Origin of the sequence: Streptomyces tateyamensis (assembly GCF_003205575.1) — a bacterium.
GTDB lineage: Bacteria > Actinomycetota > Actinomycetes > Streptomycetales > Streptomycetaceae > Kitasatospora > Kitasatospora tateyamensis.
In genome coordinates this window covers 106,268-129,106 of record NZ_PYBW01000013.1, presented here as the reverse complement: position 1 = coordinate 129,106, position 22,839 = coordinate 106,268, and the positions used below count along the sequence as shown (strand labels likewise).

The following is a 22,839-nucleotide window of genomic DNA, read 5'->3' as shown; positions in this document are numbered from 1 at the left end:
GGGGGCGGGGGAGGGGGGGGCGGTCCGCCTCCCCAGGCCGGAAAACGGGAGCCCCGAGGGCCCCGGGCACCGAGGACCCACCGGGTGCCCGCCCGGGGGGCCGCCGCCTTCTGGTGGGGGGCGCTGCGGCGGCGGGGTGGGGGGGGGGGGGTTCCTGCGCCCGCCGCTGCTGACCCCGCCGCTGGCCGCCAGCGCCGCCCTGGTGCACGGCGCCCCCGCACTGCCGATCTCGCAGCCGCGCAACCTGGTCGGCGGGCAACTGCTGTCCGCGGTCACCGGCTACGCGGTGCTGGCGGTCACCGGGCGCGGCCCGTGGGGCGCCGCCTTGGCCGGCGGCCTCGCGCTGGGCGCGATGCTGCTGGCCCGGGTCCCGCACTCGCCGGCCGCCGCCACCGCGGTGATCGTGGTGCTGCAGGCCCCGCCGGCGGTGCGCTTCCTGCCGCTGCTGGCACTGGCCACGGTGCTGCTGGTGGCGATCGGCCTGCTGCCCGGCCGGACCGGCCAGCACGCGGTGCGCTACCCGGTGAGCTGGTGAGGCAGGATCAGCTCCATGGCGAACACCATTGACCTCCACCCGATCGGGTGGGTGAGCGGCGGCCGCACCGAGGTCGTCGACGACGACTGGGGACAGGTCGAGGCCGTGATCCGGCTGGACCGGGACCGCTACACCTCCGAGGCGCTGCGCGGCCTGGACGCGTTCAGCCACCTGGAGGTGGTCTTCCACTTCGACCGGGTGCCCGAGGAGCGGATCGAGACCACCGCCCGCCGCCCACGCGGCAACCCCGACTGGCCCGAGGTCGGCATCTTCGCCCAGCGCGGCAAGAACCGCCCCAACCGGCTGGGCGTCTCGCGCTGCCGCCTGCTGGCGGTGGACGGCTCCGAGCTGCGGGTGCGCGGGCTGGACGCGGTGGACGGCACCCCGGTGCTCGACCTCAAGCCGTGGATGGCCGAGTTCGGGCCGCTGGGCAGCACCGCGCAACCGCACTGGGCCACCGAGCTGATGCGGGAGTACTACTGAGATGACCGACCACGATGCCGCCCGGCTCGCCCTGGAGCACTGGCGGGCGGCGGCCGGACAGTCGGACAGCCTGCTGATCGACGGCTTCCACGCGCTCAAGCACACCCTGCGGTTCGGCGGCACCGTGCGCCTGGTGCTCACCGCCGACCCGGCGGGCCTGGCCGAGCTGGCCACCGCGCTGGCCCCCGACGTGGCGGCCGAGGTGACCGCACTCGCCGTCGAGGTACCGGCCGCCGCCCTGCGCGAGCTGGTGCCCCGGCTGCACCCCACCAAGGTGGCCGCTCTCGCGGTCCGCCCGGACCAGGAGGCGGTGCTGGCGCGGCTGCGGGCCGAGCACCGGGCGGCCCCGGTGGTGGTGCTGGACAACCCGCGCAACCTCGGCAACACCGGGGCGGTGGTGCGGCTGGCCGCCGGGGTGGGGGCCACCGGAGTGGTCACCACGGGCGACGTGGACCCCTGGCACCCGGGCGTGGTGCGGGCCGGTGCCGGGCTGCACTTCGCCACCGCGGTGGCCCAGCTGGCCCCGGACCGGCTGCCGGCCGGGCCGCGCTACGTGCTCGACCCGGAGGGCACCGACCTGCGCGAGGTCACCCTGCCGGACGACGCGCTGCTGGTCTTCGGCTCCGAGCGGCACGGCGTCTCCCCCGCCCTGCGGGCCGGCGCGGACGCCCTGCTGGCCCTGCCGATGCGCCCGCAGGTCTCCAGCTACAACCTCGCCACCTCGGTCGCCATGACCCTCTACCACTGGCTCGCCCAGCGCCGCTGAGCGCCGGGCCCGCGCTGCGCCGTCAGGCCTTCGGGCGGCGCAGCGCGCGCTCCAGCTCGGTCAGGGCCGTCACCAGCAGCCGGCTGCCGGTGCGGACCAGGTCCTGCTGGTCGTCCAGGGCGCGGTGGGTGAGGGCCAGTTCCGGGTCGGTGGCCGGGCGCTGCTCCCGGTCCCACTCCTGCTGGGCCAGCCGGACCTTGCGGAAGTCCACCGGCATCCCGGTCAGCACCGCCGCCCCGGCCGCCGCGCTCGCCTCGGCCAGCAGCTGCCCGAACTCCACCGCCCCCGGCACCGGCTCGGCCTGACGGGGCGGCAGGTGGGCCTCCATCAGCAGCGAGATCCGGGACAGGTGGCCGAGCGCCTCCCGGACCCGCCCCAGCTGCTTGCGGCTCAGCTGCGGCGAGTGCCCCACCGGCTCCGCCTCGGCCCGCTCGCGCGCCTGGAGGAAGGCCGCCCGCGCCTCCCGGCTGTCCAGCAGCGCCGCCCGCACCGCCCGCGGGTCCTGCCCCGCCGGGTCGCCGTACCCGGCCAGCACCTCCCCCGCGTACCGGCCGACCGCGGTGATCCACTCGGCCGTGCGCTCCGGCAGCCGCGCCGTCTCCCAGGTGGGGAAGAGCGCGTACCCGAGCAGGGCCACCGCCCCGCCCAGCAGGGTCATCAGGATCCGCTCGCCGGCGGTCTGCACCACGTGGCCGGAGTCGATCGAGAGCAGGAACACCACGTACGCCGAGATGCAGGTGGTGGCCATCGCGTACCCGGTGCGCAGGGTCAGGTAGGCACCGCCGATGCAGACCACCGCCAGCGCGCAGGAGAGCACCTCGCCCGGGTCCACGGCCAGCACCACCGCGGTGGCCGCCAGCACGCCGACCACGGTCCCGGCCACCCGGGCCACGCCGCGGCTGAAGGTCTGCCCGAAGTCCGGCCGGATCACCATCGCCGCGGTCATCGCCGCCCAGTAGCTGTGGTGCAGGCCGGTCAGCCGGGCCAGCAGGTAGGCCGCGGTGACCACTCCGGACAGCCGCACCGCGTGGTGCAGCACGGGTGAGCCGGTACGCAGCTGCCGGCGGGCCGAGCGCAGGGCCACCGGGGCCATCCGGGCCAGCCCGGGCCGGCGCAGCACCCCGTCCACCCCGGGCAGCGGGACCTCCAGGGTGGACTCGCCGACCGCCGGGTCCAGCGCCGAGGTGGCCCGCCCGAGCAGCGTGGTCAGCCGCCGGGCCGCCCGCAGCGCCGGGCCGCGCAGCACCTGTCCCGGGGCGGCCAGCGTGGCGGGCGCGGCCTTGGGGTAGACCAGCGGCTCGCCGGTGCGGATCGCCCGGGCCAGCGCGTCCAGCAACTGGGCGGCCCCGTCCAGCAGCTCGCGCGCCCGGTCCCGCTCCGGCCCCTCGGCGGCCGCGCCGAGCTCGGGGTCGGCCACCGCAGCCAGGGTGGGCCGGATCCGCTCGGCCATGGTGCGCAGGCCCTGCAGTTCGGGCGGCCGGCGCCGGGCCTGCCAGGGCGTCAGGGTGGCGGCGTGCCGGGCGGTCATCAGCGGGGCCGGGTCGATGGTGGCGTGCGGGTCGTGGCGCAGCCGGCGGGCGTAGTCCGCCAGTTCGGCGTAGGCGTCGGCCAGCGCCTCGCGCTGCGCGCCCCAGTTCTTCACCGGGAACAGGGTGATCACCAGCGCCTGCGCCCCGCCGCCGAGCGCGCACAGCAGCGCGTGGCCCACCGCGGTGGGCACGCTGACGGGCAGTTGGACGACCACCAGCATCACGGTCACCGTGTTGGCCGCCACCACTCCTGCGGTCGGCCCGAGCGCCCAGGCCAGGCCGGCCGCGAAGCACCAGGCGGCCAGCAGCACCGGGAAGAGCCCGGGCACGCCGACCGCCAGATAGCCGAGGAAGGTGCTGACGCCCAGTCCGATCCCGGCCGCCAGCGCCAGCGAGGGCCGCGGACGGAAGCTGCGCTGGAAGGTCGCGGTGCCGGCGATGAAGGCGCCCATCGCCGCGGAGGTGGCCTGGGCCGGGCCGAGCAGCCCCAGCACCGGGAAGACCACCAGGGCCACCGCCGCGGCACCGCGCCCGGCCCGCACCGGATCCCCGATCGCCCGCTCCAACCGCAGCCCCGCCCGCCCGGTGTGACGGAGTGCGGCGAGCCACGGCATACCGGACATTCTAGGTCACTGCCCGCCGCCCGGGGCGGGACCGGGCGCCCAGCCAGAGCAGGAAGGCGGTGGGCAGGAAGACCGAGTCCGCCGCCACCATGGCCAGCGAGAAGACCGGCAGGCCCAGCAGCACCGCGATGCCCGCGTGCTCGGCCACCATCAGGACCAGCAGCACGTTCTTCGCCCGGCGCGACCAGAGCACCACCGGGAAGGCCAGTTGGGTCAGCACGGTGCCGTAGGAGAGCGCGAAGACCAGCAGCATGCTGGAGGCGAGCAGTCCGGACAGGGCCGGCCAGGGGGTGAAGTAGGCCAGGTGCAGCGGGTAGTAGAGCGCGGTGCCGTCCTGCCAGCGCGAGCCCTGCACCTTGTACAGGCCGGCCGTGGTGTACACCAGCAGCACCTGAGCGGCGATCACCACCATGGCGCAGTGGTGCACCATGCTGCCCAGCGCGTCCAGCACCGCCCGCGGCTCGCCCCGCGGCCACCAGCGCCCGGTCGCGTACCAGAGGCCGGCCGCGGCCCACATGGTCCACAGCAGCGCCGCCCAGCCCAGGTGCGGCCAGTCCCCGCTGCGCCAGCTCAGCCGGCCGGTCAGCTGAGCCGCCGTCAGCGCCGCGGCGCTGAGCAGCCAGAGCAGCACCCCGGGCAGCGCACCGGCCGACCCGCCGCGCGCACGGCGCCGGGCGTCCAGCGACCAGACCTCGGCGCACCGGGTGAAGGCCAGGTAGATCACCATCAGGTGGACGATGTTGTCCCCGCCGTCGCCGACCAGGATGCTGCGGTTCTGCACCGAGACGACGGCGAGCAGGAAGAGCACCGAGCTGAACCTGGTCCGCCAGCCGAGCAGCATCAGCACCGCGGCCAGCACCGCCACCGCGTAGCAGGCCTCGAACCACCACCGCCCGTCCTGCCAGAGCAGCACCGAGAAGGCGTGGTCCTGGGCGGTCAGCCGGCGGGCCAGGTCCAGGCTCCAGGCGCTCCGGTCGCCGTACACCACTCGGCGTTCGGGCCACTCGCGCAGCAGCTGCAGCAGCACCACCAGGGCGAAGCAGATCCGCAGCGCCGCCGCCTGGTGGCGGGCCAGCGGGCGGCCGGTGAACAGCTCCAGCCCCCGGGCCAGCAGGTCGCCCGCGCTCGGCCGCGGTGCGGCGGGCGCCGGGCCCGCGGCGGCGGGTGCCTCGGGTTCGGCGCGCAGCGGGCCGGGCTGCGACGGGATGCCTGTCAGCAGGCCCTCGCCCGCCCGGCTGCCGGTCTGCGGCTGCGGCGCGGTACCACTCATGCCAACCCCTGGTAGTCCGTGTCGGAGACCGGCCACCAGGGCAGCTCGGAGTACTGGACCTGCCCGCTCTGCTGGCTGCTCTGCTGCTGGCCGCTCCACGGCGGCGGTGTGATCGCCACGGTGGCCGAGCGCAGCTCGACCGCGGTGACCGGTCCGCCGGGCCCGGTGCGGCCCAGCCGCTGCAGCGCGATCCGCTTGAGGTACTGCTCGGCCAGCTCGCTGCGCGGCCCGGCGGTGGGACCGTGTTCGCTGTCGTGAGTGCTGTCGTAGAAGTCCCAGGCCCGCCGCAGCAGGTTCTGCTGGGCGTGGCCGGGGACCGGGTTGTGCCGGATCGCGGCGATGTCACCGGCCGTCAGGTCGACCCAGTCGCCGTCCCCGCCGGCGGTGCGGGTCCGGGCCTGGACCGCGATGTTGAACTGCAGCGGGTCCGGCGCGAAGAGCTTCCAGTTCTGCTCGAACTCCGGCATCACCAGGCCGTTCAGCTTGGCCTGGTAGCGCTGGGTGACCGGGCCGGGCGGCGCGGACTGCAGGAAGCAGCCGGCCAGCAGCGCCACGGTGCCGGTGACCAGCGCCATCCCGGCGGCCGTCAGCACCAGCAGAGCCGGCCGCGACCAGTGCCGCGGCTCGGCCGGTGCCTCCAGGTCCCCCCCGGTGGCAGTCATCCGTCCCCCTAACCCGGCCGGCTCAGAGCACGAAGGCCTGGTCGCCCGAGCTGCTCACCAGCGGGCGCCCGGACTGCTCCCAGGCGAACATCCCGCCGTCCACGTTGACCGCCTCGCGGCCCTGGCCGATCAGGTACTGGACCACCTGGGCGGACCGCCCGCCGACCCGGCACAGCACGTAGAGCCGGCCGTCGGGCACCTCGTCCAGACGGGCGGTGAACTGGCTCATCGGGATGTGCAGCGCGCCCTCGGCGTGGCCGGCGTCCCACTCGTCCTGCTCACGCACGTCGAGCAGCACCGCGTCACTGGGCAGGCCGGCCACGTCGGCGGTGGGGATCTGCTGGAACATGCCGGGAGTCTCCTGTCGTCGGGGGGCGGACGCGTGACGGCCCGCGGAGGGCCCATTGTCACCCGCCGCGGCGCCCGGCGGGGCCGAGCCGAGCAATCCGGACAGCTCGGTCTGCAGCGCGCCGGCCCGGGCCAGCAGCTGCTCGGCCAGCTCGGCCAGCAGCGCGTCCGGGTCGGCGCCGCCCAGCATCAGCAGCTCGCCCATCGCGGTGGACTCCAGGCGGACCCGCTCGGCGGCCAGCTCGCCGATCCGCGCGGTCAGCCAGTCCAGCCGCTGCACCAGCCAGTCGCCGCGCTCCGCCGCGTCCGGGGCCGGCGCGCTCTCGGGCGCGGTGGACCACTCCTCGCTCAGCACCCGCAGCGCCTCGGTGTCGCCGCGCCCGTAGGCCTCGTTGGCCCGGGCGATGAACGCCGAGCGGCGCTGCTGCTCGGCCGGGTCGGTGGACAGGTCGGGGTGCGCCCGGCGGGCCAGCTCGCGGTAGAGCCGCTGGGCCTCCTTGCCCGCGCGGACCCGGGGCGGGGTCGGCACCGGTTCGGGTGCCTCGGTCATCGCCTCCGCCTGGCGCACGCTGTCGAGCAGCCCGTCCAGGTCCGGCAGTTCGTCCACCAGCTGACGGGCCTGCTGGGCCCGGCGCAGGTCCTCGGGATCGCCGGAGCGGGCGGCTCGGGCCTCGGCGACCAGCGCCTCCAGCTCGTCCAGCCGGGCGTAGAGCGGGCCGAGCAGCTCGTGGTGGACCAGCGCGAAGTTGTCGATCTCCACCCGCAGGGTGGCCACGTCCACGTCCAGGGTCAGCCAGGCCAGTTCGGTGGCGGCGACCCGCTCCTCCCACTGCTGCCGCTCGGGGTCGGTCCACGGGACCGGGCTGACTGCGGTCACTGCTCGTCCTCGTTCGTCGGTTTCCCCGCGGCCCCGGCGGGGCACGGCCGGAGCTGAGCCTAACCCGGGCCCGGTGCGCCGGAGGAGTGATCCCAGAGGTGCGACGATTTCAGGCCAAGAAGGAGATGGACAGGGCGTGCAACAGGGCGCACGCTGGGTGACACACAACTGATACTGAGGAATCTGACGGTTTCGGTACCGGTCGGCGACCGGACCGTGCTTCGCTGGGAGCGGCACTGGCGAGAACCTGATACCTGACAGCCGCACAGGTGGCCGACTCGGCCGGACAGGCGGGAGCGACACGGACCCCATGGTGGACGACCCGAACTCAACAGCGGACACCCAGGCCGAGCTGCCCCGTTCCCTGGGTTCGGTGGCGGCCGCGGCGCACGGCGGGCCGACCGCCCAGGGCGAGCCGGCCGAACCGGCCGAGCAGCCGGCCGGCGTGGTCGCGATGGTGCGCCTGGCCGCGGTGCTGATCGACCCCGACGGCCGGATCGCGCGGTGGAACCGGACCGCCGAGGAGCTCTTCGGCCACCGCACCGAGGCGGTGCAGGGCCGGGCGGCCAGCGGCCTGCTGCCGGCCGTGGAGCCGCGCCAGGCGACCGACCCGCTGCTGCCCACCGCCCGGCGGTGCGACGCCTTCGACACCCTGGACGACCTGACCGCCGGCGGCGCCTGGGCCGGCCTGATGCCGGTGACCGACCGCGAGGAGCGGCCGCGCTCGGTGCTCTGGTGGGCCTACCCGCTGGTCGAGCCGGACGGGCGCAGCCTGCTGCTGCTGGCCGCCGACGCCCGCCCGCTGCGGATGCGCGGCCCGCGGATCGCGATCGGGCGCCGGCTGCTGCCGTACGCCGCCGAGGGCGCCCAGGGCAGCTTCCACCGCATCTCGGCCGCCCTGGGCCCGACCGCCCCGGGCGGGGCCGGCGCGCTGGCCCCGCTGCTGGGCCGGCTCGACCCGGCCCGACAGCGTGCGCTGCTGCGCCAGGTGGCCGCCGCCGGTGCGCCCGCGCTGCGGATGGACGCCAGCACCCGGCTGCCGGTGGTCCCGCCGCCGAACGCGCCGGCCACCGCGGGGGTGGCCGCGCTCGCCGCAGGCCTGGGCCGGCGCTACCCGACCCCGCAGCAGCGGGTGGCCGCGGCCGGCCTGCGGGTGGTCCCGGAGCCGCGCCCGGCCGCCGCGACCCAGCAGCCGCCCTCGGCGGCCTCGGCGCTGCCCGGGCAGCGGGCCGACCACGCCGAGCCCGGCCAGGGGCGTCCGCCGACCACCGAGCCGTCCACCGCGAGCGCGCCGCCGCCGACCGCCGACCGGGGCGGCGAGCAACTGGCCCTGCTGAACGAGGTGGGCGGCAAGGTCGGCACCACGCTGGACCTGGACGCCACCGCCCGCGAGCTGTGCCAGGTGCTGGTCCCCCGGGTCGCCGACTTCGCCAGCGTGGACTTGCTGGACCGGCTGATCTCGGACGCCGAGCTGCCCGAGGAGCAGCCGGACGACGACACCATGCTGCGCCGGGTGGCCCGCAGCTTCGCCGAGTCCTCCGCCTGGGCGCACGTGCTGGAGGAGGGCGCGCTGCTGGCGATGCCGCGCTCCACCCCGCCGGGGATGGCACTGCAGCGCAACCAGGCGGTGCTGGTGCCCCTGGTCACCACCGACATCGCGGTGGACTACGCGGCGGCGCTGGGCGGCGGGCCGGGCCTGGTACCGGTGGTCTCCGGGCGCTCGATGCTGGTGCTGCCGCTGTCCGCGCGCGGCACCGTGCTGGGCATCCTGAAGCTGCTGCGGCTGCCCGACCGGACGGCGTTCGACGAGTCGGAGGCAGCCACCCTGATGGAGCTGGCCGCCCGGGCCGCGCTCTCGCTGGACAACGCCCGGCTGCACCGGGCCGAGGCCAAGGTCGCCACCACGCTGCAGCGCTCGATGATCCCGACCCGCCCGCCGCGGATCCCCGGGGTGCAGATCGCGCACCGCTACATGCCGGGCGACCGCCGTGCCGAGGTCGGCGGCGACTGGTTCGACGCGATCCAGCTGCCCGGCAGCCGGGTGGCCCTGGTGGTCGGCGACGTGATGGGCCACGGCCTGCACTCGGCCGCCGCGATGGGCCGCTACCGCACCGCGATGCAGACCCTGGCCGCGCTGGACCTGCCGCCCGGCCAGCTGCTGCGCCACCTGGACAACCTGGCCCAGAAGATCGGCGACGACCACCTGGCCACCTGCCTGTACGCGGTCTACGACCCGATCAACCGCACCTGCGAGCTGGCCAGCGCCGGCCACGTGCCGCCGGTGCTGGTGCACCCGGACGGCACCGGCGAGCTGCTGGAGATCCCGGCCGGCGCCCCGATCGGGGTCGGCGGGGTGCCGTTCGTGGCCAAGACGATCCACGTCGAGGACGGCTCGATGCTGGTGCTCTGCACCGACGGGCTGGTCGAGGTGCGCGGCGGCGACATAGGAGCGGGCCTGGCGGCGCTGTGCGGCAACCTGATCGACCCGCGCCGCACCCCGGACGAGGCCTGCGACACGGTGCTGGACCGGCTGCACTCGGACGACCGCAAGGACGACGTGGCGCTGCTGGTGGCCCGCTTCGACGGGGTCGCCGAGACCGAGGTCGCCACCTGGACCCTGGAGGTGGACACCGCCGAGGTCCACCGGGCCCGCGCACTGGTGCGCGAGCAGCTGGCCGCCTGGCGGCTGACCGCCCTGTCCGACACCACCGAGCTGCTGGTCAGCGAGCTGGTGACGAACGCGGTGCGAGTGGCCCGGGACTACGTCCAGCTGCAGCTGATCCGGGTGGACAAGCTGCTGGTGGAGGTCAGCGACGACAACCACAACCTGCCCTCGCTGGAGCCCGCCGAGTCGATGGACGAGAGCGGGCGGGGCCTCAACCTGGTCAGCAAGCTGGCCGAGCGCTGGGGCACCGCCCGCAAGGCGGTCGGCAAGGTGGTCTGGTTCGAGCAGCCGCTGCCGCGCGACTACTCCTGAGCCGGGCCCGACCCCTCAGGCGGTCCGCTGACGGCTCTCGGTGGCCAGCAGCCGGGCCGCCCGGACGCCGCCCAGCACCCGCGGCCAGTAGCTGCCGAAGACCTCGCCGGTGGCCGCGATCAGCACCGCGGTGAGCAGCGCCACCACGTGCTCCAGGCCGGCCAGGTTCGGCAGTGCCACGGCCTCGCCGACCATGGCGGCGACCACCGCGCCGCCGGTGAACCAGGCCCTGGACCGCCAGGCGATCACCACGGCCAGCGCCACCACGGCCGCCGACGGCCCGGTGTCGCGGATGTGCGCGACCCAGGCCGGGAAGCCGAACAGGTGCTCCGGGCCGAGCTGCACGCCGACCCGGGCGAACAGCGTGCCGGTCAGAGTGCAGGCGTAGGCGACCAGCAGGGTCATCTTGCGGCCCAGCACGATCTCGGCCACGCCGAAGACCAGCAGGACCTGGGCTAGCGCACCCCAGACCGGCAGGTCCAGGGCGGGCACGTAGAGCGAGAGCGGGGTGCGCAGCAGCGAGAGGTCCAGCGGCAGCGCGGCACGCACCACACCGACCTGGCTGACGAAGCGCTCCCCGCCCGGCAGGTGCTGGACGATGCTGAACAGGAGGATCAGGAACGTGGCCGTGAACGCCAACGGAACGGACGCGAACCTCTTGCGCGCCACGTGGTCCCGGACGGTCACGTACAGCATTCCCCACTCGGCGACCACGGCGCGCTGGACATGGTCCAGCACCCCTCGTCGCTCGCCCCCCCGGTGGGTCCTCTGGTCCACGACAACCTCTCTCGTCGGTCCTGCTTCCGGATTTCCCGGGCCCGGTCGAAGATCACCGGAGCCGACCCGCGCTTCTCTCTCCAGCGTAGGTATTTTCCGCACCACGCGACTCGGTCTGCCTACCGATATCCGAGTCATCCCCAAGTGGGAGCCGACCCTATGCAGACCCCGGCCCCAGTCGTCCGTCCGGGCGACCAGGGGGTGGCGAGGCACTGGTACGGCCATTAGGGGTCGCCCGCAGGCGCCCTCCGCCCCCCGGCGGAGGTTTACCCGTCCCCGCCGCCTTCCGCCGTCGGCAGCGGGGCACCGGCCGCGGAAGCGGGCGGGCGCCGGTGCCGGCGACGGAAGAGCGTGGGAAGACTCGGCGCGGTGATGAATCCCTCGGCCCGCGCGTTGGCGATACCGATCCGGGGGATTTCGCTGCTCTTCTCGAAGAGCAGGTAACGCGGTTCCCAGATAGGCCGGTACTTCGCGTTCGCCCGGTACAGCGATTCGATCTGCCACCAGCGCGAGAAGAATCCCAGCACCCCGCGCCACAACCGCAGCACCGGCCCCGCACCGAGCCGGGAACCGCGTTCGAACACCGAGCGGAACATCGCGAAGTTCAGCGAGACCCGTTCCAGCTGGACTTCCTCGCCGCCCTTCTCCAGCAGTTCGATCACCATGAACTCGACCAGCCCGTTCTCGGACTCCCGGTCACGGCGCATCAGGTCCAGCGACAGGCCCTTGTCGCCCCAGGGGACGAAGCTCAGCAGGGCGCGCAGCTCGCCGTCCGCGTCGTGGCACTCGAGCATCACGCAGCGCCCGTCGGCCGGGTCGCCCAGCCGGCCCAGCGCCATCGAGAAGCCGCGCTCGGTCTGGCCGTCGCGCCACCGGTCGGCCTTGTCCAGCAGCTCGGCCATCTCCTCCTCGGGGATCGCCTCGTGCCGGCGGATCCGGACCGTGTAGCCGGCCCGCTTGACCCGGTTGTAGGCCTGCCGGACCACCCGCATGGCCCGGCCCTCCAGCGAGAACTCGTCCAGCTCGACGATCGCCTCGTCGCCCAGCTCCAGCGCGTCCAGGCCGTGCCGGGCGTAGATCACCCCGGCCTCCTCGGAGGCGCCGGTGACCGCCGGGGCCCAGGCGTGCTCGCGGGCCTCGGCCAGCCAGAGCTCGATCGCTCCGGGCCAGGCCTCCGGGTCGCCGATCGGGTCGCCGGAGGCCAGCGAGACCCCGCCGACCACCCGGTAGGTGACCGCCGCCTTGCCGGTCGGCGAGAAGATCACCGCCTTGTCCCGGCGGGTGGCGAAGTAGCCCAGCGAGTCCCGGTCGCCCTGCCGCTCCAGCAGCTCGCGCAGCTTCTGCTCGTCCTCGGGGGTGAGCAGCTCCTTGCCGCGCGGGCTGCGGAAGGCCACGTAGATGACCAGCAGGATGAGCACCGCGCCCATCGCGTTGATGAAGGTGTTCACCCAGCTGGGCACGTTGATCACGTCCAGCACCCGGTCCGAGGGGGTGACCGTGATCATGCGGAAGACGGCGTACCGGAACCGGTCGCCGAAGCCGGCCCCGGAGAGCGTGTTGAACATCTCCACCAGCACCGAGCCGACCAGGCCGCCGAAGAGCAGCCCGCCGAAGAAGGTGGCCACCGCCGTCCAGAAGTTGGACCGGTCGCCCTTGGAGGTGAACTCCTTGCGCCCGACCACCAGGCAGAGCATGAACAGGCCGGTCAGCACGGTGGAGACGTAGTTGAAGCCGTGCCGGTCGTAGTGGCTGTCGCCCGGCAGGGCCAGGCCCAGCACGTAGAACAGGAAGGTCAGCCCGCCCAGGCCGAAGTTGAAGATCCAGGCGGCCCGCTTGCGCCGGCGCATCGCCACCGCGAGGAAGAGCGAGAGAACCGCCGTGGCCAGACCCAGCGTCAGCATGTACGGGGTGAAGTACTCGCCCTCGGAGTGGTGGCGCACCGTGGTGCGGAACGGCGAGACCACCACCGCCACCAGGTTGAGCAGCGCGATCAGCCGCAGGTACCAGACCGTGCCGTGCGCCGCGACTGAGCGGAGCTTGGCCGGCAGCGGCCGGGCGGCCTCGGGCGGCTGCTTGCTGGTGGTGGACACAGGCTCAATTCCAAACGATCAGGTCCAGGCGCGCATCCGCACCTGGTGGAGCGTCATCAATCGTGGCGCAGCCCGTACCACCCGCGCGTGAACCGGAACGCCGATTCCGACCCCGCCGATCGGCGGGGGTGGCGGCCGGTGGAGCCCTAGGCTCTTGGCAACGGGGGTGACTGAGGAGAAGCAATGGACCCGATCCGGGTAGTGGTGGTCGACGACGAGTTGCTGGTCCGCTCGGGCCTGGGGCTGATCGTCGGCTCGGCTGACGACCTGGAGCTGGTCGGCAGCTGCTCCGGCGGCGAGGCGCTGGAGCTGGTCCGGCGGCTGCGCCCGCACGTGGTGCTGCTGGACGTGCGGATGCCCGACCTGGACGGCATCTCGGTGCTGCGCCAGCTGCGCCAGCTGCCCGAGCCGCCGGCCGTCTCGATGCTGACCACCTTCGACACCGACGAGTACATCGGCACCGCACTGCGCGCCGGGGCGGCCGGCTTCCTGCTCAAGGACACCGCCCCGGAGCAGCTGGTGCACGCGGTGCGGATCCTGGCGGCCGGCGGCAGCATGCTCTCGCCCGCGGTCACCCGCACGGTGATCGGCGGGTACGTGGAGGGCGGCGGCCCGGACGCCGGGGCACTGTCCCTGGTCGGCACGCTGACCGGCCGGGAGCTGGACGTGCTGGCGCTGCTGGGCGAGGGGCTGGCCAACGCGGAGATCGCCGAGCGGCTGTTCCTGGGCACCGGCACGGTGAAGGACCACATCAGCGCGATCCTGGGCAAGCTCGGCGCGTCGAACCGGGTGCAGGCGGCGGTGATCGCGCACCGGGCCGGGCTGGTCCGGCCGGGCCGGGCTTAGGGCCCGTCCGGCCGGGGCGGCCCCAGGCTCCCCTCGCACGGGCCCGGTAGCTGCGCCGAGCGGGTGACTTGGGGCGGACGCGGGGTGGAGATACCGCGCTCCGGGCAGTCGAGGACGAAGAGTGACCAAAGGAACACTTTCGGCCACTATCGGTCGTAGGCGTTCTCATGCGATCTCGGTCACTCCGCGAGGAGCGATCCCGTCGAGGAATGGAGTACACCCATGAAGGACTTCCGCAGGGCTCTGGGTCTGGCTGTCGCCGCCGGCGCGCTGGTGCTGGGCGGCGCGGGTGCGGCCGCGGCCGATGCCACTGCCGAGGGTGTCGCGGCCGGCTCGCCCGGCGTGCTGTCCGGCAACCTCATCCAGGTCCCGATCCACATCCCGATCAACATCTGCGGGAACTCGGTCAACGTGGTGGGCCTTCTCAACCCGGCCTTCGGCAACGTGTGCGTGAACGACTGAGCCTCCCGCTCGACGACCGGCCCCGCCACCACGGCGGGGCCGGCCGTTCGCGTTCCCGGACCGGCCCGCCGCCTCCCGGGGCCCGGGCTGCTCAGCCGGTCGGTGTCCAGCCGCCCCCGGCCCGCGGCAGCAGCAGCCCCAGCCCCGCGGCGTCGGCTTGGGCGACGGCGCCGGGCAGCGCCAGCGCCTCGGCCACCGGCCCCGGCAGCGGGCCGAGGTCCAGCAGCGCGGCGGCCAGCGCGGCGGCGGCGCGCTGCCAGTCCCGGGCCCGGCGCAGCATCGCGTGGTCGCCCCCGGCCACCGTGATCCCGGCCACCGCCGCCCCGGCGGCCCGGGCCCTGACCGCGAACCGCACGGTGTCGGCCGGGTCGGTCACCCGGTCGTGGTCGCCGTGCAGGGTGACCAGCCGGCGCCCGGCCAGCTGCCCGCACGGGTCGCCCCCCGGGCACCAGGGCGCCAACGCCACCACCGCGGTCACCCGCGGGTGCCCCGCGGCCCGCAGCGCCGCCCGTCCGCCCATCGAGTGGCCCAGCAGCACCACCGGCACCGGCCCCAGCTGCGCCGCCAGCTCGTCCAGCGCTTCCCGCACGTCCTGTGCCGGGTCCGCCCGCTCGCCGTTCCAGCCGCGGTAGCGGTACCGGACCGTGCCCAGCGCCACCGCCCCGCCCCCGGTGGCCCGGGCCAGCGGCCACCGGAACCCCTGCATCCGCAGCGCGGCCGGCTGCCAGGGCCGCGCCGTCCTGGTGTTGGCCTCCTGCCCGCCGTGCAGCACCAGCACCGCCGCCCGCGCCGCCTCGTCCCGCCGCCACCACCGCAGCCGCCCGGTCACCGGGCCTCCCCTCAAATCGTCATAAGAATCCAGAATCAGACCGAGAACGATCAGTCCTGGTCGTCCCGATGACACCGAATCAGCGTCACCGATAACAGCCTCAGCCGAGGTTCGGCCAATACCGGTCAGCCAATGATCCGCCCCGCTGCACTGCCTACTCTCGAACCCGTCCGGAACGATCATTCGTGGAGGTGCGATGGCCGGGGTCGAAAGCGCGCTGAAAGAGGCGTTGAGCATCGAGGGCGCGCTCGGTGCGGCGCTGGTGGACATGGGCAGCGGGATGGCACTGGGCACCATGGGCCATGCCGCCGAGCTCGACCTGGCCCTGGCGGCGGCCGGCAGCACCGACGTGGTGCGGGCCACCGCGCGGGCCGTCGAGCTGCAGGGCCGCAACGAGGGGATGGAGGACATCCTCACCACGCTGACCCACCAGTACCACCTGGTCCGTCCGCTCACCGGCCCCGGCGGCCAGGGGCTCTTCCTGTACCTGGTGCTGGACCGGGCCCGCTCCAACCTGGCCATGGCCCGCCACCACACCCGCCGGATCGAGAGCGAGCTGACCCTGTGACAGGGTGCTGGGAGGGTACCGGGCAGCCGCCTCAGCCGATCAGGCCGGCCAGTCCCCACCCTGCGTACACCGCCGCCAGACCGGCCGTCAGCGAGCCGGCCACGTTGACCGCCGCCCACCGGCGCGCCCCGCTCTCGGCCAGCCGCAGCGTCTCGTAGCTGAAGGTCGAGTAGGTGGTCAGCGCGCCGCAGAAGCCGGTGCCGACCAGCAGTTGCAGCTGCGGCGAGGCCCCGTGCGCCTGCACCGCGCCGGTCACCAGACCCAGCACCGCCGACCCCAGCAGGTTGGCCGCGAAGGTGCCCCAGGGCAGCAGCGGGTCGCGCCGGGCCCGCACCGCACGGTCCGTCAGGTAGCGCAGCGGCGCGCCCACCGCGGCGCCCGCGGCCACCAGCAGGGCTCCGTTCACGCCGCCGCACCGCCCGCCCGCCTCACGGCCAGCAGCCGCCGGGTACCGGCCGCGCCCAGCCCCACCGCGCCCAGCGCGGCCGCCAGGGTGCCGGCCAGGTAGCCGACGGCCAGGCCAGGCTGGTGCGCCTCGAAGAGTCGGTGCAGGTCCAGGCAGTAGGTGGAGAAGGTGGTGAAGCCGCCCAGCACCCCGGTGCCGAAGAACGGGCGCAGCAGCCGGTGGGCCGGGCGCCCCTCGGTGATCGCCACCAGGAAGACGCCGATCACCAGGCAGCCCAGCGCGTTGACCAGCAGCGTGGTCCAGGGGAAGCTCGCGACCGGGGTGGGCCACAGCAGTCCGAGCCCGTAGCGCGCCTCCGCGCCGAGCACGCCGCCGAGCGCGACCACGGCGAGGATCTCGGCCTCTCTCACGGCGCCTTTCATGGCGCCCAAACTACCGGGCGCCGTCCCCCCGTCGGCCCAGCACGGCGGGCCGACCGGGCCGGCCCCGGCCAAGGTGGGGTTCATGGTCCGCCCGCCGCACCGCTCCGCGCTCTGGCTCTGGCTGCTGTGCTCCGCCGGTCCGCTGCTGCTGGGCACGGCCTACTTCACGGTGCCGCTCGGGGTGTTCGGCCCGGAGCACCCCGAGTTCAGCTGGACCGTCCTGGCCGTGGTGCTGACCCTGCTGGCGCTGCTGCTGCTCAGTCAGATCCGGCTGATCGTGCTTCAGTCGCCGCACGGGCGCCCCGCTCTGGTGATCTCCGGGGTCTCCACGCTGACCGTCTTCGTCTTCGCCGCGACCTACTACTCGCTGGCCCGCCAGCCGGGCGAGTTCAACGGCCTGCACACCCGGATAGACGCGCTCTACTTCACCGTGGTGACCATGGCCACCGTCGGTTACGGCGACATCGTTCCCACCGGCCAGCCGGCCAGGGTCGTGGTGCTGCTGCAGATCGCCTACACGCTGGTCTTCCTGGCGGCCGGCTTCACCTCGCTCACCCAGCGGCTGCGCAGCCAGGTCGGCCACCGGATGGCCCAGCGCAGTCACCGGAAGTAGTGGGCCGCCGGGCCGGGACGGTTGAGGAATCGCCCACCCGCGCCCATCCTGGTGAGGTGACCGCCATGTTCGAAGAGGAACTGCGCGCCCAGCTGGCCCAGGCCCGCAACGACCTGGCAGCTGCCAGGGCCGACGGCGACCTGGACGGGGTGCAGGCCAGCCAGGGCCGGATCTCCGGCCTGCTCCGGCTGGCCGCCAGCCACGGAATCGCCCTGGAGCACACCGTGGAGGAGGAACGCGGCGAAGCCTGAGCCCCCGCCCCTGCCCGTGCCCGGTTCGGGAAGAACGACCGGCCCGGGGAAAACACTGAGGCCGGTCGGTCCTTTCGGACCGACCGGCCTCACTGGTGCGCGAGGGGGGAGTTGAACCCCCACGCCCTTTCGGGCACTGGAACCTGAATCCAGCGCGTCTGCCTATTCCGCCACCCGCGCATTTGGGTGATGTCGTCGATGCTAGCCGATCGTCCGGGTGAGAGTTGGCCGGTTTGGACCCGGGTCCTTCTCACTCGGCCGGTTTCGGCTCCCTCTCGGGCGCCCCTTCCGACGTGGAAAACATTAGCACGGCCTTCGGGGAACCTACGAATCCCTTCCCCGCCCCGGCCTGCACAGCTGCGTGCGGACCGCCACCGCAGCGGTGCCGCCGGCCGCCGGCGGGACCGGGCGGCCGGGAAGGGACGAACGGGTGAGCCAGGGGTGAGGCGCGGGCGACGGGGGTACCTGTCGTGGCCGGGGAACCGTACAGATGGCCGCGGCGTGGATACGATCAGTACGGAAGTACCGCAATCGGGCCCTGGGGCCCGGACCGCAAGCCCGAGAACCCTTGGAAGGGGGTTGCCCCGTGGGAGTCCTGAAGAAGTTCGAACAGCGGCTTGAGGGTCTCGTGAACGGCACCTTCGCCAAGGTGTTCAAGTCCGAGGTCCAGCCGGTGGAGATCGCCGGCGCGCTGCAGCGCGAGTGCGACAACAACGCCACCATCTGGAACCGCGAGCGCACGGTGGTGCCGAACGACTTCATCGTCGAGCTGAGCCCGCACGACCACGAGCGGCTCAGCCCGTACGCCGCGCAGCTCGGCCAGGAGCTGGCCGGCATGGTGCTCGAGTACGCCGAGGCGCAGCGCTACAGCTTCCTGGGGCCGCTGCAGGTGAACCTGGAGCGCGCCGAGGACCTGGACACCGGTCTGTACCGGGTGCGCAGCCGCACCCTGGCCACCGAGCAGCCCGAGCAGCCGGCCGCCTACCAGGCCGCCCCGCCGCCGAACTTCGGCCGCCCGCCGGCCGCCGAGCCGGCCCCCGGCGCGCCGTGGTCGCAGAGCCCGCAGCCGACGTACGCCGGCGCACCCGTGCCGCCCGCCGCGCCCGCCCCGGTTCCCAGCAGCCCCCCGCAGGCCGGCCCGGGCTCCAACGTCCGCCCGTTCCCCGGCTCCGGCACCGGAGCGGGCACCCGGCGCTGGATCGAGGTGAACGGCACCCGGCACCAGATCACCGGCAACGCCTGCGTACTGGGCCGCTCCACCGAGGCCGACGTGCGGATCGACGACCCCGGGGTGTCCCGCAAGCACGCCGAGATCCGCCCCGGCAACCCCGCCATGGTGCTCGACCTGGGCTCCACCAACGGCATCGTGGTGGACGGCCAGCACACCCAGCGCGCTACGCTCCGCGACGGCTCGCGGATCGTCGTGGGCTCCACGACGATCATCTACCGACAGGTCGAGGGGTAGGGCGAGCAGCGGTGTCCGAACTGACTCTGACAGTCATGCGGCTGGGTTTCCTGGCCGTGCTGTGGCTGTTCGTGATCGTCGCGGTCCAGGTGATCCGCAGCGACCTGTTCGGCGCCAAGGGCACCGTCCGGGCCGGCCGCCGGGGTGCGGCCGCCACCGCCGCGGCCACCGCGGCACCGGCCGCGGCCCGCCCGCAGCAGGGCACCCGGGAGGCAGCCGCCCCCGCCGGTCCGGGCAGCCGGCGCCGCACGGCACCGACCCAGCTGGTGGTGGTCGAGGGCGCGCTGGCCGGCACCACGGTCGCACTGCAGGGCCAGGTGATCACGCTGGGCCGGGCCCACGACTCCACCATCGTGCTCGATGACGACTACGCCTCCTCGCGCCATGCCAGGATCTACCCCGATCAGACTGGGCAGTGGACCGTGGAGGATCTAGGCTCCACCAACGGCACCTATCTGGAGCGTCAGCGGCTGACACAGCCGACGCCGCTGCAGGTCGGCGTGCCGATCCGTATCGGCAGGACCGTCATCGAACTGCGGAAGTAGTGGCGCATGAGGGACAGCACCCCGTCCATGAGCAGCCGGGAGGGCAGCACGCACGCTGCCGGGTCCGGGCGACCGGCCCTGAGGGGGGCACACACCGTATGAGCCTCGTGCTGCGATTCGCCGCCGGGTCCCACAAGGGACTGATCCGGGAGGGGAACGAGGACTCCGGGTACGCCGGTCCCCGTCTGCTGGCCGTCGCCGACGGCATGGGCGGCGCCGCGGCCGGTGAGGTCGCCTCCTCCGAGGCGCTCAGTTCGATCATCGGCCTGGACGACGCCGACCCCCAGGCCGACCTGCTGACCCTGCTGAACGACGCGGTGCAGAACGCCAACGAGCGGCTGCGCCAGATGGTCGACCACGACCCGCACCTGGAGGGCATGGGCTGCACCCTCACCGCGCTGCTGTGGACCGGTGAGCGGATGGGCCTGGTGCACGTCGGCGACTCCCGCGCCTACCTGCTGCGCGAGGGCGTGCTGACCCAGATCACCCAGGACCACACCTGGGTCCAGCGCCTGGTGGACGAGGGCCGGATCACCCCGGAGGAGGCCGAGACCCACCCGCAGCGCTCGCTGCTGATGCGGGCGCTGGACGGGCGCGGCCAGGTCGAGCCGGACCTGTCGATCCGCGAGGTGCGGGCCGGCGACCGGTACCTGATCTGCTCCGACGGCCTGTCCGGACCGGTCAGCCACCAGACCCTGGAGGAGACGCTGGGGAGCTACTACGCCCCCGAGTCGACCATCCAGGAGCTGATCCAGCTGGCGCTGCGCGGCGGCGGCCCGGACAACATCACCTGCGTCGTGGCCGACGTGCTCGACGTGGGCCCCAGCGACACCCTCAGCGGCCAGTTCGCCACCACCCCGGTGGTGGTCGGCGCCGTGGCCGAGGGTCCGCACGGCACCGCGGTGGACAACCAGGTCATCGACACCCCGGCCGGCCGCGCCGCGGGCCTGGGCCGCCCGGCCCCGCAGCAGCAGGCACCGGGCGCCTTCGGCCCCGCGGCCGGCTACGACCAGTCCGGCGCCGGCTTCGGCCCGGCCCAGGGCTACGAGTCACCCGGGTACGGCGAGGAGTACGGGCAGCAGCAGGGCTACGGCGCCCCCGCCGAGCCCGAGCAGCCGGGCACCGAGGAGTACCCGCTGGCCGAGCAGCCCCCGCGCAAGCGCCGCTGGTTCCGCCGCTCGGCGATCGGCGTGGTGGCGCTCGGCCTGATCGGCGGCGCCGCGTACGCCGGCTGGTCGTGGACCCAGGGCCAGTACTACCTGGGCGCCAGCGACGGCAAGGTGACGGTCTACCAGGGGGTCAACCGGAACGTCGCCGGGGTCAGCCTGTCCTCGGTGAAGCAGCAGACCGACGTGCCGACCCGGCTGCTCCCGCTGGACCAGCAGCAGCAGCTCAAGGGCACCATCAAGGTGGACAGCCTGGGCAGCGCCGACCAGCGGGTCAAGGACTACGCCGCGCAGGCCGCGGTCTGCGCGAAGGTCGGCCAGAACACGGGCGGCACCGCGCTCCCCGGCACCGCCGGCCCGGCCACCGCCGCCGCGTACCACGCCGCCCCCAGGGTCGGCGCCTCCCCCGCGGTACCGAGCCCGGGCCCGTCCGCCGGCGCCCAGCCGTCCGCCGGCGCCTCCGCCTCCGCCTCGCCCAGCCCGACGACGCCGGACCCGGCCCCGCCGCAGCTGAGCCAGGACGAGCAGCGGTTGGCCGCCAACTGCCCGCCCGCCTCCTGACCGACCGCCTGCCGACCGGCCGACCGCCCGGGAACCGACCCGGGCGGCACGGGCGTGAGGGACAGTGCGGTTGAATGACTGTCGCCCAGAACGCCGCCGGAGGGGACCCGTCTCGTGAACAAGCCCATCCGACGGGTGTCCGTCTTCTGCATGATCCTGGTGTTCGCGCTGCTGCTGCGCACCAACTGGGTCCAGGTGGTCGAGGCGGACAGCCTGGCCAAGGACCAGCACAACCGGCGGGTGCTGATGGACCAGTACTCCTACCCGCGCGGCAACATCCTGGTCGGCGGCCAGCCGGTGACCCGCTCCGACCTGACCGGCGGCTACCAGTACAAGTACAAGCGCGGCTACACCGACGGTCAGCTGTACGCCGCGGTGACCGGCTACACCTCCCAGGTCTACGGCTCGAACGCGCTGGAGAACCTGGAGAACGGGATCCTCACCGGCACCGACGACCGGCTGTTCTTCCGCAACACGGTGGACCAGCTGACCGGCAAGCAGCGCCAGGGGGGCGACGTCGCCACCACGATCAACCCCGCGGTGCAGAAGGCGGCCTACGGCGCGCTGAACGGCAAGAAGGGCGCGGCGGTGGCCATCGACCCGCGCACCGGCGCGATCCTGGCCCTGGTCAGCACCCCGTCCTACGACCCGGGCACGATCGCCGGCTTCACCGACTCCTCGGCCTGGAACGCGCTGAACTCCGACCAGAACCAGCCGATGCTGGACCGCGCGCTGCGCCAGACCTACCCGCCGGGCTCCACCTTCAAGCTGGTCACCGCGGCCACCGCGTTCGAGACCGGCAAGTACCAGAGCCCGGACGACCAGACCGACACCCCGGACCACTTCATCCTGCCCGGCACCACGACCGAGCTGCAGAACGACAGCCCGCAGGAGGACTGCGGCCAGGCCACCCTGATGCACGCGCTGACCATCTCCTGCAACACCGTCTACGGCAAGCTCGGCGCCGACCTGGGCAAGGAGAAGCTGCAGACGCAGGCCGAGAAGTTCGGGTTCAACAACACGGTGGACACCCCGATCCGCTCGGTGAAGAGCGTCTTCCCCACCGACTCCACCCCCGACGGCACCGCGATGGACGCGATCGGCCAGCACAACACCACCGCGACCCCGCTGCAGATGGCCATGGTGGCGGCCGCGATCGCCGACAACGGCAAGCTGATGCAGCCCTACCTGGTCGACGAGGAGCGTTCCGGCAGCGGCACGGTGATCTCCAAGCACACCGAGAGCCAGCTCTCCCAGGCGGTCAGCCCGGCCACCGCGCAGAAGCTGCAGCAGATGATGGTCGACGTGGTGCAGAACGGCACCGGCCGCAACGCGCGGATCAACGGCGTCGAGGTCGGCGGCAAGACCGGCACCGCCCAGCACGGCACCGACAACAAGGGCCTGCCGTTCGCCTGGTTCGTCAGCTACGCCAAGGTCGGCCAGGACGTCCCGGTGGCGGTTGCGGTGGTGGTCGAGGACGGCGCCGCCCAGTCCGACGAGATCAGCGGCGGCTCGATCGCGGCGCCGATCGCCAAGCAGATCATGCAGGCGGTCATCGGTCGCTGACCGATACTGGGCTGACCGGATTGCCGGATACTGGCTGACGGATACGGTCTGGTCTCAGCTGCCGGGCGTGTCGAGTTGTGCTGGCGGCGACCGGTAGCGTATCCGCGAGCGGCGGGTGTACCCGCGGCTCGGTCGCACCCGCCCGGGTGGGCGTGACCTGTCTCACAGAACCACCTGTGACGTGGGCAGCGTCACTACAGAA

General features: G+C 74.0%; 22 protein-coding genes and 1 tRNA gene. 13 read left to right on the top strand and 10 right to left on the bottom strand.

Annotated elements, in window-relative coordinates:
- The first annotated feature begins 136 nt into the window (after nt 1–136).
- Genes C7C46_RS04480 through C7C46_RS04470 form a run of 3 tightly spaced genes read left to right on the top strand, consistent with a single transcriptional unit; the run spans nt 137 to nt 1,784 of the window.
- On the top strand, nt 137–535 hold the full coding sequence (locus C7C46_RS04480; RefSeq protein ID WP_110665890.1) for an HPP family protein: 399 nt from the start codon (nt 137–139) through the stop codon (nt 533–535).
- A gap of 15 nt (nt 536–550) precedes the next feature.
- Nucleotides 551–1,018 (top strand): SAM-dependent methyltransferase, encoded by a 468-nt coding sequence (locus C7C46_RS04475; RefSeq protein ID WP_110665888.1) that lies wholly within the window; start codon nt 551–553, stop codon nt 1,016–1,018.
- Between the two features lies 1 nt (nt 1,019).
- Nucleotides 1,020–1,784, top strand: coding sequence for a TrmH family RNA methyltransferase (locus tag C7C46_RS04470; protein ID WP_110665887.1), 765 nt, complete (start codon nt 1,020–1,022; stop codon nt 1,782–1,784).
- Nucleotides 1,785–1,806: 22 nt separating this feature from the next.
- Here the strand turns inward: C7C46_RS04470 and C7C46_RS04465 are convergent, their stop codons facing one another.
- From C7C46_RS04465 to C7C46_RS04450, 4 genes are read right to left on the bottom strand one after another with little or no spacing between them, the layout of a single operon-like run.
- The gene (locus C7C46_RS04465; protein WP_110665921.1) at nt 1,807–3,927 is read right to left on the bottom strand and encodes an FUSC family protein; all 2,121 of its coding nucleotides are present in this window, start codon (nt 3,925–3,927) and stop codon (nt 1,807–1,809) included.
- Nucleotides 3,928–3,937: 10 nt separating this feature from the next.
- Nucleotides 3,938–5,206, bottom strand: coding sequence for an HTTM domain-containing protein (locus C7C46_RS04460; RefSeq protein ID WP_110665885.1), 1,269 nt, complete (start codon nt 5,204–5,206; stop codon nt 3,938–3,940).
- The gene (locus C7C46_RS04455) at nt 5,203–5,868 is read right to left on the bottom strand and encodes a DUF5819 family protein (protein ID WP_110665883.1); all 666 of its coding nucleotides are present in this window, start codon (nt 5,866–5,868) and stop codon (nt 5,203–5,205) included. The genes C7C46_RS04460 and C7C46_RS04455 overlap by 4 nt, the downstream gene beginning before the upstream one ends.
- A 22-nt stretch (nt 5,869–5,890) precedes the next feature.
- Nucleotides 5,891–7,093 (bottom strand): rhodanese-like domain-containing protein, encoded by a 1,203-nt coding sequence (locus C7C46_RS04450; RefSeq protein ID WP_110665881.1) that lies wholly within the window; start codon nt 7,091–7,093, stop codon nt 5,891–5,893.
- 310 nt (nt 7,094–7,403) lie between these two features.
- Here C7C46_RS04450 and C7C46_RS04445 point away from each other — a divergent pair, with 310 nt between their 5' ends.
- Nucleotides 7,404–10,070 carry an ATP-binding SpoIIE family protein phosphatase gene (locus C7C46_RS04445; RefSeq protein WP_110665879.1) on the top strand — a complete coding sequence of 889 codons (2,667 nt, stop codon included), beginning with the start codon at nt 7,404–7,406 and terminating at the stop codon, nt 10,068–10,070.
- A 15-nt stretch (nt 10,071–10,085) separates the two neighbouring features.
- Here C7C46_RS04445 and C7C46_RS34785 read toward each other — a convergent pair whose 3' ends face one another.
- Together C7C46_RS34785 and C7C46_RS04430 are read right to left on the bottom strand one after the other, a co-directional pair.
- A complete protein-coding gene (locus C7C46_RS34785; protein ID WP_245984151.1) occupies nt 10,086–10,847 on the bottom strand; it encodes a hypothetical protein in 762 nt (253 codons plus the stop codon).
- A 266-nt stretch (nt 10,848–11,113) separates the two neighbouring features.
- The gene (locus tag C7C46_RS04430) at nt 11,114–12,937 is read right to left on the bottom strand and encodes a phosphatidylglycerol lysyltransferase domain-containing protein (RefSeq protein WP_425470019.1); all 1,824 of its coding nucleotides are present in this window, start codon (nt 12,935–12,937) and stop codon (nt 11,114–11,116) included.
- Nucleotides 12,938–13,120: 183 nt separating this feature from the next.
- Between C7C46_RS04430 and C7C46_RS04425 the strand changes: the two genes are divergently transcribed.
- Together C7C46_RS04425 and C7C46_RS04420 are read left to right on the top strand one after the other, a co-directional pair.
- Nucleotides 13,121–13,783: a response regulator gene (locus tag C7C46_RS04425; RefSeq protein ID WP_110665875.1), complete on the top strand. Its 663-nt coding sequence runs from the start codon at nt 13,121–13,123 to the stop codon at nt 13,781–13,783.
- A 222-nt stretch (nt 13,784–14,005) separates the two neighbouring features.
- Complete coding sequence (locus C7C46_RS04420) at nt 14,006–14,245, top strand: chaplin (RefSeq protein WP_110665873.1); 240 nt, start codon at nt 14,006–14,008, stop codon at nt 14,243–14,245.
- Nucleotides 14,246–14,336: 91 nt separating this feature from the next.
- Here C7C46_RS04420 and C7C46_RS04415 read toward each other — a convergent pair whose 3' ends face one another.
- Nucleotides 14,337–15,074 carry an alpha/beta hydrolase gene (locus C7C46_RS04415; RefSeq protein WP_245984150.1) on the bottom strand — a complete coding sequence of 246 codons (738 nt, stop codon included), beginning with the start codon at nt 15,072–15,074 and terminating at the stop codon, nt 14,337–14,339.
- 196 nt (nt 15,075–15,270) lie between these two features.
- Between C7C46_RS04415 and C7C46_RS04410 the strand changes: the two genes are divergently transcribed.
- A complete protein-coding gene (locus C7C46_RS04410; protein ID WP_110665869.1) occupies nt 15,271–15,642 on the top strand; it encodes a hypothetical protein in 372 nt (123 codons plus the stop codon).
- 31 nt (nt 15,643–15,673) lie between these two features.
- On the opposite strand, the gene crcB is transcribed toward C7C46_RS04410, so the two are convergent.
- Together crcB and C7C46_RS04400 are read right to left on the bottom strand one after the other, a co-directional pair.
- Nucleotides 15,674–16,048, bottom strand: a complete 375-nt coding sequence (crcB, locus tag C7C46_RS04405) for a fluoride efflux transporter CrcB (protein ID WP_110665867.1) — start codon at nt 16,046–16,048, stop codon at nt 15,674–15,676.
- The gene (locus C7C46_RS04400) at nt 16,045–16,458 is read right to left on the bottom strand and encodes a fluoride efflux transporter FluC (protein WP_425470018.1); all 414 of its coding nucleotides are present in this window, start codon (nt 16,456–16,458) and stop codon (nt 16,045–16,047) included. Before C7C46_RS04400 ends, crcB begins: the two co-directional genes overlap by 4 nt.
- Before the next feature lie 94 nt (nt 16,459–16,552).
- Between C7C46_RS04400 and C7C46_RS04395 the strand changes: the two genes are divergently transcribed.
- Entirely contained in the window at nt 16,553–17,083 is a 531-nt protein-coding gene (locus C7C46_RS04395; protein ID WP_110665863.1) for a potassium channel family protein, read from the top strand.
- 65 nt (nt 17,084–17,148) lie between these two features.
- The gene (locus C7C46_RS04390; protein ID WP_146258982.1) at nt 17,149–17,334 is read left to right on the top strand and encodes a hypothetical protein; all 186 of its coding nucleotides are present in this window, start codon (nt 17,149–17,151) and stop codon (nt 17,332–17,334) included.
- 93 nt (nt 17,335–17,427) lie between these two features.
- Here the strand turns inward: C7C46_RS04390 and C7C46_RS04385 are convergent.
- Nucleotides 17,428–17,514, bottom strand: a tRNA-Leu gene (locus C7C46_RS04385).
- 406 nt (nt 17,515–17,920) lie between these two features.
- Between C7C46_RS04385 and C7C46_RS04380 the strand changes: the two genes are divergently transcribed.
- The 4 genes from C7C46_RS04380 (at nt 17,921) to C7C46_RS04365 (ending at nt 22,637) form a co-directional block, all read left to right on the top strand.
- Nucleotides 17,921–18,799, top strand: a complete 879-nt coding sequence (locus tag C7C46_RS04380; protein WP_110665858.1) for an FHA domain-containing protein — start codon at nt 17,921–17,923, stop codon at nt 18,797–18,799.
- A gap of 11 nt (nt 18,800–18,810) precedes the next feature.
- Entirely contained in the window at nt 18,811–19,344 is a 534-nt protein-coding gene (locus C7C46_RS04375) for an FHA domain-containing protein FhaB/FipA (protein ID WP_110665856.1), read from the top strand.
- 98 nt (nt 19,345–19,442) lie between these two features.
- Nucleotides 19,443–21,071, top strand: coding sequence for a protein phosphatase 2C domain-containing protein (locus C7C46_RS04370; protein WP_110665854.1), 1,629 nt, complete (start codon nt 19,443–19,445; stop codon nt 21,069–21,071).
- Between the two features lie 114 nt (nt 21,072–21,185).
- Complete coding sequence (locus tag C7C46_RS04365) at nt 21,186–22,637, top strand: peptidoglycan D,D-transpeptidase FtsI family protein (RefSeq protein WP_110665852.1); 1,452 nt, start codon at nt 21,186–21,188, stop codon at nt 22,635–22,637.
- The last annotated feature ends 202 nt before the right edge of the window (nt 22,638–22,839 follow it).